Source organism: Shewanella woodyi ATCC 51908, from assembly GCF_000019525.1.
In the GTDB taxonomy this organism is placed as follows: Bacteria; Pseudomonadota; Gammaproteobacteria; order Enterobacterales; family Shewanellaceae; genus Shewanella; species Shewanella woodyi.
This window is the reverse complement of the sequence record NC_010506.1, coordinates 4,574,529-4,587,086: the sequence shown is the minus strand read 5'-3', so window position 1 is coordinate 4,587,086 and position 12,558 is coordinate 4,574,529. Positions and strand designations below refer to the sequence as shown.

The window sequence follows — 12,558 nt, the reverse complement described above, 5'->3', positions numbered from 1 at the left end:
ATCTTACTTGTCTCTTGTCTCTTGTCTCTGGTGTCTAGTGAATACGTGTATTAATCCCCTCCTTTTTAAACCAACACCTTATATTTTTCTTGACATTTTTTCATTTCTAAAGTTCGGACCTCTCCAAGGTTTGTTGTCTTTTTGTGTTACTTGCTCTGCTTGTTTAACATTGCATTCACTTTGTGGTACAAGTTGTTCACGCCTCTTGGATAAATAGAGGTGAAAATAATAAATAGAGGACATAAGGACTAAACATGAACTTTAATAAAACAGTGATAGCCACCGTTATTGGCACTGCGCTAGCAGGCGTCACATTAAGTGCGACAAGTGGTGATTTAAAAGCAGCTCCAAATTATAAATCATTTGATAATGCTCAAGTTATAAAAAAACAAAACCAACAAATCAATGTAGCTACAGCGAGTGGAATGAGTAATCAATATGATGCTCAATTAGGTAAAACGACTTTTAGATGGGCGGGTAAAAGCCAGTCTGTTCCAAGCTTAGGGGCTGTCTCGTTAGAGAATAAAGTTTCCCATGCTGCAGATTATTATCTAGGAAAATTAACAGGATTCTCATCATCTAAAGGCGGTGTTGCTCAATCTGTTTTGGTTAATACTCATGATTTAGGCCGTGGCTCAATTATTGCGAAATACAAGCAAGAAGTATCTGGTGTAGAAGTCTTTAATCGTGAGTTTAATATCATGATGGACAGGGAGTTTAATCTGGTTGCGTCATCTGGTTATTTTGCTTCCCAAAGAGCGGCTACAACTGTTACTTCAGCAATTAAAGATATCGAAGGTGCATTTGGAGATGCATCTGAGTCGATAAGTGCAGCATTTGGTGCTATGGGGGGAGATAAGAACTCTGTAACACTCAGTGCCAAGCCTTTAAACGGTAAGTATGAAAAGTTTGCTGTTACAAATATGGCTACGGATAAAATCCTGGTCGGTGAGCCTAGAGCTAAAAAAGTTTTCTTCGAGCATAAAAATAAACTGGTTGCAGCGCATTATGTTGAAATTGAAACGGGTGCCAGTGATAGCCGTGAATCGGAATATTTCAGCTACGTTATCTCTGCAAAAACTGGTGAAATTTTATTTAAGAAGAATCTAACAAGTCACGCAGCTGATTTTAATTATCGTATATATGCTGATGAAGATGGTAAACCATGGGATAGCCCTCACGGTAATGTTATGCCAGCCCCCGAAGGAAGTGATGTTGATGCTTACTTAACTGCCCCTTACTTAGATGCACCTATGGTAGCGTTAACTCATGGGCCAATTAGTACCATGGATCCTTGGTTAGCTGATGATGCAACTTCGACTATGGGTAATAATGTGACAGCATATGTTGACGCTATTGCACCACAGGGATTAACTAATGGTGATTATCTAGCTGAAACAACCAGCAGTAATACTTTTGATTACAAATATGATGATAGTGAGGCTGAGTACTCTGTAAATAATCGTAAGGCTGCGATTGTTAACTTGTTCCTGATGAATAACTATCTGCATGATGATTATTATGATCATGGTTTCGATGAAGCTGCCGGTAATGCGCAAACACTAAACTATGATCGTGGTGGTGTAGAAGGCGATGCCCTTAATGTTGAAGTTCAAGATAACTCAGGCTTTAACAATGCGAACATGAGTACACCGGCCGACGGTGGCTCACCACGTATGCAGATGTATTTATGGGAAACGACTCAAGCGGTAAATGGTGTTGATTTTGGCGTAACTGCGACATCTCATGCATCAATTGGTATGTTAGAAGATTTAGGTTTTGCAGGCTTCGGGCCTGATGTATTTGAGGTTTCTGGTGATTTAGTTCGACTTGTAGATGCTACCGACCCTGTTAACGATGGGTGTGAGGCTGCGACAAATGCTGCTGAACTTGCTGGTAAGATTGCAATCATTGACCGAGGTGCTTGTAACTTTACTCAAAAGGTTAAGAATGCCCAAGATGCAGGCTCTATTGCAGTGATTATTGCTAATAATAGGGATGGTGATGCAACAATAACCATGGGGGGAAGTGATGACACTATCACTATCCCAAGCATGATGGTTTCTCAAAATGAAGGTGCTGCAATTTATGCACTCTTAGATGCGGATGAAACTGTCACTGTAGATATGTTCAAAAATGATTTATCGAGAGTATTTAAAGATAGTTCATGGGATAACGCCATTGTTGCTCATGAGTGGGGCCACTACATCAGTAACCGTTTAGTAGGTAATGGTTCAGGGCTTAGTAGTAACCAGGCTCGTTCAATGGGTGAAGGCTTTGGTGACTTCCATGCTTTACTCTTTGGTTCTGAAGAGGCGGATAATTTAGTTACTGGTAATGAAAACTATGCTGGAAGCTATGGTGATACCACCTATGTTGCTAGTTTTGTTAATGGTATTCGCCAATTCCCATACTCTACTAATATGGATATTAATCCGTCGACATTTGCTTATGTTGAAAGTAACCCTCAAGTACATGCCTCTGGTTCGGTTTACGGAGTTATGCTATGGGATGCGTTTATTGGCTTAGTTAATGATGAACGTCATACGTTTGATGAAGCTAAAGACTTAATGAAAGATTATCTTGTTGCTGGTTATAAGATGATGCCTATGGCTCCAACTTTTACTGAAGGTCGAGATGCGTTATTAGCGGCAGCGTACGCAAATGATGAAGATGATTATAAAGTTATTCTTGGCGCATTTGCACGTCGTGGTATGGGGCTAGGTGCAAAATCACCGAGTCGCTTCTCAACAGATCATGCAGATGTTGTTGAGTCATATAAAACTGATTTAGCGACTTATACGGTGGCAGAGCATGAGTTAGATACTAATTATGAAGGTATGACAGTTGGTTACTGCTCAAGTGATAACATTCTAGATAAAGGCGAAACAGGTACTGTTAGCTTCACCATTCAAAATGGTGGTAATCAAGCGTTAACCGGCCTAACTGGCGAAATTGTTGTGGAAAGCGATCATGATGTTACTTTTGCCAATGACGGTATGGTTACATTCGATGATGTTGCTCTGTTTGGTTCAACGACTAGCTCCCCAATTGAATTTACACTTAATGAAGCTGCTACTGGTGATGAATTAGTACTTAAATTTGTGCCAGAACTTGCTGAAGGTATGGAAGCCGATGAATATATGCTTTCTACAATAGTTAATGTGGACTTTGAAACTCGTGAGTTAGTTGGAAGCACTCAGTATGAGGATTTAAATACGCTCTCTAGACTGAATGACTTCACAGAAACAGTTATTGTTGGCGGTGAAATGGCCAAGGGAACATTTGGTCTAGATCAATGGGATGACACTGATGGGTTGATCTCTGGAACTGGTAATAGCTTTACATCAGATGTCGGGTACGAAACACGCCCAACATCTGTTGGCTTCGATGGAGAGTTTACAGTTAGCTTCTGGCATCTATATAATCTAGAAACGGGTTATGATGGAGCAGTTGTTGAGGTTAGTGTGAATGGTGGTGACTGGGTTGATGTTACCGACATGGGGGCGACTTTTGCAGGTGATGGTTATACTGACACTGGCCTTGATAACACGGAAGCGGCTATTGCTGGTCGCTCTACATTCTCAGGGTTCAATTACGGTGCTGAAACCATTAATTTTGGTGAGAGTTTAAATGGTAATCAGGTTCAATTCCGTTTCCGTATTGCGACAGATTCAGCAGTAGTACCTGATCCAGTGTCTGGTTTTGCTTCAGGTTGGTATATTGATGACATTACCTTCACCAATACACAGACAAGCTTATTTTCTGATGTTGTTGCTGGTGACACCTTTGCATGTGATAACCGCTTACCTAGTGTGACTACAAGTGCCAGTGCTGAAAGTGTAAACGAAGGTCAAGCTGTAACATTAACTTCTGTGACAGTCGATCCAAATGCTAATGATACCCACACATATGCATGGACACAGACATCAGGAACTTCTGCCACATTAACTGGTGCCGATACAAGTCAGGTGAGCTTTACGGCTCCTGACGTCAGTGGTGATGAAACTCTAGAGTTTTCTGTAACCGTAAATGATGGAACTGGAGATGTTGTCTCTACAGTCAGCGTTCAGGTGAAGGATATACCAGAGGTTGTACCACCAAAAGAGCCTTTAGCTAAAGGTTCAGGTGGTTCTACAGGTCTACTTACTCTGTTATTACTACCGTTGGCGCTTCTTCGTCGTAAGTAATATTTAAGACTTAAATAAAAGAGCCATAACCTATAGGTTATGGCTCTTTTTTATGTCAAAATTTATGATCAACAGTCAAAAAAATCAGTAACTTTGTGCCGTTGAGGCTCGACTGTAATCAACCTCTATTTCGACTCGAGAGAGTTCACTGTTTTTGAGTAAATTAGAATAAAGATTATATAGATCTGTTTGATTTTTTATTGGAATTAATCGGTAGGTGTTTTTAGCTATTTTATTCACTTTGTAATGGGTAGATAAACTTTCTGTTTTGGCTGTTGTGATAACGACAAAGCTTCCTTTTAAAACCCCTGACTCTGACATGATAGGGCTTGATACAGAGCTTCCTTTCACTAAAACTTTAGCGTTAGAAGTGAATTTTTGGTCATTTAATCGATAACTATACGTTTTGTCCTGTGTCTTCTTATCTTGTTCAGTGATAAGTAGCTTCTTTTTATTAACAGTTTCATCTTTTGTTATGACTGTTGACGTGCTCGTTTCTACTGGCATTGCACTTGGTGTTTCAGTTTTGTCGATTTTATCCGTTGAACATGCAGTAGAAAGTACTAACAGGGTACTCAACATGGCTTTTTTCATAATAATCCCTATGTTGGCCGATATATTTATATTTTGCAGTAAACATAATCGTAACATCTGGAGCTAGCCAATGTCTTGTTGCTAAATGACCCAGCTAAATCTCAAACAGATTTGTCATCACTTTATAGAGCTCTGTTCCTTGATAAACCGATGCTGAGGCAAAGTGGAGTATTGGGACGCAGTCTTGCTCTAGCTTGAGTGGGGTGAGGACCTTGTCGCTGCCGTAAAGATCTAACCTAAGTATATTGGCTAATGGCTCTCCAGCTTTTAGTGGTTTTCCAACTTCAGCTTGGTACTCCACTATGCCACCTAGGGGGGAGTGATATTTTTTGTAATCTCTTAGGTAGCAAGCATGGCGTGCCATCATTGCAGGCTCTACTTTTTCAGTGATTACCCCTCTGTGGCTTAAATAAGCGAGTATGCCCTTGGCATCGATGAGTGCATCGTCAAGGTTAATATTTTCTTGAGAGCCTAGCTCCAGTGTAAAAGCTGATACAGGGATCTCCATCTCTCTTCCTTTAGTGCCCATAAACTCAATCAGTTGCCACCAAGGACAAAAAACAGACTCGTCCATGGCACCGCCGAAATCATTGGGGATCATTAAGGTGTAGGGGATAGAGAAAAAGGCCGCTGCTTTTGCGTCATATTCAGGGCAGTAGAGGTGCTTACAGGACTTAGGCCCAGTATGAAGGTCGAGTACAATATCAGCCTTATGCGCCATTGATTGTAAAAGTACTGCTTGCTGGTGGCCTGTTGTGACTCCCCATTCACTATTTAGTCGCGCTTGACAAGACTCAAGCAAGTTACCTCTAAAAGCATGGATTATCTCATCATTAGAGAGGCTTTGGTTTTCACTGTACCAAGCTGCAATATCTAATTTGTGATCAAGGTATTCTCTATTCCAGTTCACCCCTGTTATGGGATCAAATCGTCCTAGGGTAAACTCACCGCTTTTTTGATTTATGCCTAAAGGGTTTGCCAGAGGCACCAGTGTGATATCGCCACGCAGGGTATAACTCTCTAGTAACTGCATAAGTTGATAGATAACCGCGTTGCCCTGAACTTCAGCACCATGCACGTTAGCCTGAATATAGACATTCGGTGCACTGCCATTTTCAGCCTTAAGGCTGAATATGGGGATGGTGAGGTCCTGACCTGTGGCAAGCTCACCAACTTTTAATGAGGTTTGGGAAACACGCATTATCTATCCTTTTTACCTAAAACCTAAAACCTAAAACCTAAAACCTAAAACCTGGAACTTAGCACCTAAAATCTAGAAAGAAAGCATTAAGCTTCGAATAGATTTTCGTGCAATGCACTGACCACTTGAGCCGCTTCAGATTCAGCTACGAGTACACACAAATTATGGGGGCTGGCACCTTGGCAGATCATCCTGACGTTATGGGGTTCTAATACTTCAAATACCCGGCGGCAAACACCTGGCGTCGAGGCGATTTTATTTCCCACAATGGCAACTAACGCTAAGCTGTCCTCGACTCTAACTCGGCAATGTTGAGATAACTCTTGTAGTAAGGCTTCACTCAGTAGACCATTTCCAGCAGAATCCGAGCCTGTTTTATCTAAGGTTAAAGAGACATTAACCTCAGAGGTGGTGATCAAATCAACACTTATCTTGTGCCTAGCAAGAGTGGCAAAGGTTTCGGCAAGGAAGCCTTGAGCATGGAGCATCTGCAAACTGTGTAGGTTGAGTAAGGTTTGATCGCGGCGCACCGCAACAGCGCGATATACTGGCGCCTCTTCTACCTGATGACGGATCCAAGTACCACCACGTTCTGGCTCACGGCTGGAGCCTACAAACACCTGAATTTTCTGTCTAACGGCGGGTAAAATTGTGGCTGGATGCAGTACCTTCGCACCAAAAGTAGCCATCTCTGCCGCTTCATTAAAGCTGATCTCTGCAATAGGAGAGGCGTTAGGGGCAAGGCGAGGGTCGGTAGTATAGATACCTGCAACATCAGTCCAAATCTCAACTGCTGAGGCCTTTAAGGCTTCCGCTAACAGGGCTGCTGAATAGTCGCTGCCACCACGGCCAAGGGTGGTAGTAGAGCCTGCTTCATCGGCGCCAATAAAGCCTTGGGTCACAATTCGTTGTGAGCTTAATAAGGGGAAGAGTTGCTCATTTGCAAGTTTGGCAATGGTCTCAATCTGAGGCTCTGCTCGTCCAAAGTGACTATCGGTACGCATCACTTGTCTAACATCAAAGGCGCTAGCGGTTTCACCTTTCTCTCTTAGCACTGCCGCAAAGAGCGCTGATGAGCACTGCTCCCCTTGTGCTAATAGTTCATCCATTGTTGCTTTGCATCTATTACTGCTTAGGGACTCACTGAGTACAGCAATACGGCTCAGCACACTGTCGAGACGGGCGGCAACCTCTTGAGGTCTGCCAAGATCATCTAAAATTTGATATTGAATATGTGCTATCTGTTTAATGAGCTGTTTTCTGCGCTCATCTGTTGTCTGCTCTTGAGTTAATTCAACTAAGAGGTTAGTTACCCCGCTTGAAGCGCTGACAACGACGACTCGAGTATTAGGGTTGGCAATAATAATGTCAGCACAGCGACTCATCGCTGAGTAATCTGCAACAGAGGTCCCACCAAATTTAGCTACAATTAATGACATTATGCTGCCCCCGCTGAACAGGAAAACAGGCAAGAAAAACAACTTTGGAAAAATAACATGATCACGCTCCGAACTAACTTCGTTCGAAGAGCCTGGTGCAAAGATTACGCACCCTTTAGAAGGGAAACAGATATCACCACCAGAAGCTCTCCACCAATAAAAGGTGACAATCTATGGGATTCAGCCCATTCGACCGATATTGAGTGATTCCAAACACTGCAACACCTCGGCGTTAATCTCCCTCATAAGCCATCATCAAAGTTTGGACTTCTCAGACTTACTACCTAGTTAACGCACCTCTTCTGTACCTCGCTTCTACCGATTGTGAACTGTAGAGTAAGGAAAGCAAAAACTATCAAATTTTAAGCAATTAAGTCAATGGCTAAAACAGATATTAACCAATAACCGTTAAAAACAGCGTTTAACACCTAGAAAGTATTTATTTTAGTGGTTTATAGTGAGAATTTGTCAGAGATAATCGGGGAGCTCATTAACTAAGCTAACTCTGGATGAGAAGTGGCCGATGAGTTGTTCTTTATGGTGAAGAGGGGATAGAAGACAGGGAACAAGCTGCAATTTGTCATGTTCCACATAGTAGATAGCATTTTGATTAAACATGCGGCCTAGATGTAAGGCTGAATCTTTAGTGGTCGAAACAGCCCAGCTTTTCTCCATATGACTGTGATCAACTGAAGTTCCGACCATGGCACGGTATGGTTGTCTGAGTTGCTCTATCTCATGTTGCAGTTGTCTATCTAGAAGTCGATTTTGGCAGGCAGAGAGGATCTCGCCTTTAGGATTATGTGCGGTAATGATGGCAAAGGAAACTTCACAAGAGAGGGGCTGAGTAAATAGAAATCGTGCATTTTGATAACATTGCCAAAGCTGATTATTCGACTGATTCATTTGCATCATACCTTCCAATTAGATCCAAAAGATTATACCTAATTGAAATAATCTTCCTAGTGGCGTGATGCAGGTCACACAATTCTTTTTTGCCACTTCCAATAAAATCAGTTACTTAGTTTTTAAAGTGTGATCAAGCTCATATCCGCAAGTAAATTTGTTAACATTTCATTTGTTAACAAATGCCTAAAACGAGTACAATAGCTTCACTTGGTTCGATGACCATTGATAAAAAATGGAAAGCATTTTGTTAGATTGGTACTTAATATCGAAGCAAGAGTTAGCCAAATTCCTGTACAAAATGTGAGCTAGGCTGCATTTCACATTTTTACTTCATTTTATTTAATTTTATAGGGAACTTAACTCCCCTATTGTTAATCGAAGTGAATACAGTTCGCGTTTCTATTAAATGAGATACGCATACTTTACCATCATGGAAGTGTGTTGCTGTTTCAGTCCAGATTTGAAAGCACTTACTAGATCGGTAAATTGTCATCAAGACGAGTTCGAGCGTTACGCATTTAGTGCGCTCATGGTTAGAACAGAATTGAACAAAATTAGGTAAATTAATATGCAAAACCCGCACATTCTAATCGTAGAAGATGAAGCCGTTACCCGGAACACGCTAAGAAGTATTTTCGAGGCCGAAGGATATGTGGTAACTGAAGCTAATGATGGCGCTGAGATGCATAAAGCCATGCAGGAAAACAAGATTAACTTAGTTGTTATGGACATTAATCTTCCTGGTAAAAATGGTCTTTTGTTAGCACGTGAACTTCGTGAAATCAACAACATCGGTCTAATCTTCCTAACAGGCCGTGATAACGAAGTTGATAAGATCTTAGGTCTTGAAATTGGTGCTGATGATTATATCACTAAGCCATTCAACCCACGTGAATTGACGATTCGTGCCCGTAACCTATTAACTCGTGTTAATAGCACAGGTGCTGAGTCTGAAGAGAAAAGCGCTGTCGAGTTCTACCGTTTCAACGGTTGGAGCTTAGAGATCAACAGCCGTTCATTGGTTAGCCCACAAGGCGAATCATACAAGCTGCCACGTAGTGAATTCCGCGCTATGCTGCATTTTGTTGAGAACCCAGGTAAGATCTTAAGCCGTGCTGATCTGCTAATGAAGATGACTGGTCGTGAGCTTAAGCCCCATGACCGTACTGTCGATGTGACAATCCGTCGTATCCGTAAGCACTTCGAAAGCTTGCCTGATACGCCAGAAATTATCGCAACTATTCACGGTGAAGGTTACCGTTTCTGCGGTAACTTAGAAGAGGCATAAAGCTAGCGCTTATACCTCTATCTATGTCTGATTAGACGTTGACACTTTTAAAACCAGTAGCCCAAAAAGCTACTGGTTTTTTGTTTATTAGTAACAGTAAAAACACTGTAAAAGTTAAAGTCAAAAAAGCCTGCAGTTGCAGGCTTTTTTAATTCATCATGGCTAATGTAGCTACTATTTCATGCCTTGAACTCTGTCACTTCTCGACATGCTGAATACTGCATCTTGAAGTTGTTTGAGTATATATACTAGCTTTTTACTTTCCAATTGACCTCTTCGCCGGCGAAGAAAGGCACGATTGGATTGCCATTTGGCAAAATGATCTCACTTGGAACCGTCCAGCTCTCTTTCACTAGCGTGACCGTACCTGTGTTTCTTGGTAAACCATAAAAATCTGGACCATGAGTACTAGCAAAGCCCTCAAGCTTCTCTATCACACCTAAATCATCAAATACCTGAGCGTAGAGTTCCAGTGCACTCCATGCGCTGTAACAGCCTGCACAGCCACAAGCTGACTCTTTACGGTGTTTCTCGTGAGGCGCTGAATCTGTGCCTAGAAAGAATTTACTTGAACCAGTTGCAACTGCGGCTCTTAGGGCTTCTTGATGTATATTGCGTTTGAGTACTGGTAGGCAGAAGTTGTGTGGACGAACACCGCCGACTAGTAAATCATTACGGTTTAGTAATAGGTGCTGTGGAGTGATAGTCGCTGCTACATTGTCAGATGCAGAGGTCACGAACTCAGCTGCTTCCTTGGTGGTGATATGCTCAAAAACCACTTTAAGTTGTGGGAAAGCATCAACTATTCGTGACAAGTTACGCTCGATAAATAGCGCTTCACGATCGAAAATATCGATATGTGATTCAGTCACTTCACCATGTACTAAGAGAAGCATGCCAATCTCTGCCATGGTTTCAAATATAGGAAATAGAGCATCGAGGCCTTTTACTGCCGCATCTGAGTTGGTGGTTGCACCTGCTGGATAGAGTTTAGCAGCAACAACACCAGCCGCTTTAGCATCGATAATATCTTGCTTACTGGTGTCGTTGGTAAGGAAAATAGTCATCAGAGGTTCGAAGCTTGAGCCTTCAGGACGTGCCGCCAGAATACGCTCACGATAGGCTGATGCAAGTTTAGCATCTGTGACAGGAGGCAGTAGGTTTGGCATAACAATAGCACGCTGAAACAGTCGAGCTGTGGCCGGAACGGTTTCTTGTAACATATCACCATCACGGAAGTGAAGGTGCCAATCATCGGGAGTAAGTAGGGTGATCTGCGTCATCTATAGTTCCTATGGGTTTACGGCAAGACATAACTAGCTATTTTGTGCGCGATATTATGCCAGAAATTGAATTTTCTTGATAGCTGAGTTTATTGTTTTGCTACAATCCCAACCTGCACAGGACAGCCTCTCCTAAACCAATGAGCGAGGTGTTTAATACCTGAATTTTTGAGCCTAACAGTGGGAGAGCTATTTATGAGTAATATCGTGTATATCGCAGCCAGCTTAGATGGATATATTGCCGATAAAAATGGCAGTGTAGATTGGCTGCATGAGCTGCCAAACCCTGAAGGTTCAGATATGGGCTTTGGTGAACTAATGGAGCGTGTTGATGGGTTAGTGATGGGACGAAATACCTTTGAGATGGTACTTAGTTTTGGTGTCGACTGGCCCTATAATAAACCCGTATTCGTGTTGAGTAATAGGTTAACTCAACTGCCTGAAGGGGTCGAAGATAAGGCCTTTTTACTTAATGGCACTCCCAAAGAGGTGATGTCGAAGATTAACGCTCTAGGATATAACAATCTCTATATTGACGGCGGAGTTACGATACAAAACTTCCTTAAAGCAGACCTTATTGATGAGATGATCATCACCACGATCCCGGTGTTGTTAGGCGGTGGCTCGCCCCTGTTTGGTGATCTGCTTGAACCTTTGAAATTTAGCTATGTAAAGAGTGAGCCACTGTTAGATTGTGTGGTTAAGAATTATTACTTTAGGGCACGTGATTAAATCCTTGTCATATAACAGATATACTATTTTTCCATCTAAAAGTAACAAGAGATAAGCAGAGCGATAGTGTTAAAGCATAAAGAGTATCGAAGGGAAGGGCCCGATTATCGCTTTGGTGAGCAGGTAAGCTTTAACGATATAAAGCAAACCTTTAATCTAAACCATATCCGTATTGGTAGCTGGGTCGAAGAGGATGAGAAGCATAAAGCGGCTAATCTTATTTTCGACTCCTTAGCCGATCTTGCCTTTATTCTTAAACTTCCTCCCCATGCATTAGGCTTAAGGCAGACACTTAACTTAGCATTTGGTAGTGGGGGGCAAAAAGGGGTACAAGCCCATTATATTCCGGCGCACCGTGAACTTGCTTTGGCAAAAAATGCTGGGGCAGGAGCTTTAGCTCATGAGTTTTGGCACGCGTTTGATCACTACATCTCGTCTAAGTCTTACCATATATCTCCAGTAGGGATATCTTTTGCCAGTCATTGTTGGCTCGCGGATGTTAGGCCAATAGCGCATCCGTTAAACCAGCGACTAGAGCAGGTATTTACCACTGCATTACTGACAGATGATGGTGGTGACGCTAATGATTTTGTCACCCGTGGTCTAGCGCTCGATAAACAATATGGAGGGCAATATTTTTCTAAGCCTACAGAGTTAATGGCAAGAGCATTTGAAGCGTGTATTGAATCATATCCTGATATTAGTAATCCCTATTTAGTCAATGAGACCTTGACCTCTTCACTCGCGACTGCTGGTGGTTATCCAGATCTTCAACATAGAAAACAGATTTTTGCTGCTCTTATCGGCTATTTTGAGCCTTTAGGGGAAGCCATTGAGCGTGAAAAATAGCCTTATTTCTTGATGAAGTTCACAGCTTTGCACTATAGGTGATGATCTAGTTGGCAATAATGAGCCCCTCCCA

9 protein-coding genes and 1 riboswitch are annotated in these 12,558 nt (G+C 42.1%); of the genes, 4 read left to right on the top strand and 5 right to left on the bottom strand.

All coding sequences use genetic code 11. The features are described from left to right. Positions 1-254 precede the first annotated feature (254 nt). Entirely contained in the window at positions 255-4,190 is a 3,936-nt protein-coding gene (locus tag SWOO_RS19395; RefSeq protein WP_012326358.1) for a rhombosortase-dependent M36 family metallopeptidase, read from the top strand. An 84-nt stretch (positions 4,191-4,274) separates the two neighbouring features. Here the strand turns inward: SWOO_RS19395 and SWOO_RS19390 are convergent, their stop codons facing one another. From SWOO_RS19390 to SWOO_RS19375, 4 genes are all read right to left on the bottom strand, one after another. Further along, positions 4,275-4,784, bottom strand: a complete 510-nt coding sequence (locus SWOO_RS19390) for a hypothetical protein (RefSeq protein WP_012326357.1) — start codon at positions 4,782-4,784, stop codon at positions 4,275-4,277. Between the two features lie 94 nt (positions 4,785-4,878). Then, positions 4,879-5,985: a succinylglutamate desuccinylase/aspartoacylase family protein gene (locus SWOO_RS19385; protein ID WP_012326356.1), complete on the bottom strand. Its 1,107-nt coding sequence runs from the start codon at positions 5,983-5,985 to the stop codon at positions 4,879-4,881. Between the two features lie 86 nt (positions 5,986-6,071). Further along, on the bottom strand, positions 6,072-7,424 hold the full coding sequence (gene lysC / locus SWOO_RS19380; protein ID WP_012326355.1) for a lysine-sensitive aspartokinase 3: 1,353 nt from the start codon (positions 7,422-7,424) through the stop codon (positions 6,072-6,074). A 135-nt stretch (positions 7,425-7,559) separates the two neighbouring features. Then, positions 7,560-7,734, bottom strand: a riboswitch (Lysine riboswitch). Between the two features lie 158 nt (positions 7,735-7,892). Further along, positions 7,893-8,330 carry a DUF3293 domain-containing protein gene (locus SWOO_RS19375; RefSeq protein ID WP_012326354.1) on the bottom strand — a complete coding sequence of 146 codons (438 nt, stop codon included), beginning with the start codon at positions 8,328-8,330 and terminating at the stop codon, positions 7,893-7,895. A 571-nt stretch (positions 8,331-8,901) separates the two neighbouring features. On the opposite strand from SWOO_RS19375, the gene arcA reads away from it, so the two are divergent. Beyond that, positions 8,902-9,621 (top strand): two-component system response regulator ArcA, encoded by a 720-nt coding sequence (arcA, locus tag SWOO_RS19370; RefSeq protein ID WP_012326353.1) that lies wholly within the window; start codon positions 8,902-8,904, stop codon positions 9,619-9,621. A gap of 248 nt (positions 9,622-9,869) precedes the next feature. Here the strand turns inward: arcA and pyrC are convergent, their stop codons facing one another. Beyond that, positions 9,870-10,904, bottom strand: a complete 1,035-nt coding sequence (gene pyrC / locus SWOO_RS19365) for a dihydroorotase (RefSeq protein ID WP_012326352.1) — start codon at positions 10,902-10,904, stop codon at positions 9,870-9,872. Positions 10,905-11,099: 195 nt separating this feature from the next. Here pyrC and SWOO_RS19360 point away from each other — a divergent pair, with 195 nt between their 5' ends. Together SWOO_RS19360 and SWOO_RS19355 are read left to right on the top strand one after the other, a co-directional pair. After that, the gene (locus SWOO_RS19360; RefSeq protein WP_012326351.1) at positions 11,100-11,636 is read left to right on the top strand and encodes a dihydrofolate reductase family protein; all 537 of its coding nucleotides are present in this window, start codon (positions 11,100-11,102) and stop codon (positions 11,634-11,636) included. A 66-nt stretch (positions 11,637-11,702) separates the two neighbouring features. After that, a complete protein-coding gene (locus SWOO_RS19355; RefSeq protein ID WP_012326350.1) occupies positions 11,703-12,485 on the top strand; it encodes a CLCA_X family protein in 783 nt (260 codons plus the stop codon). Positions 12,486-12,558: the final 73 nt, after the last annotated feature.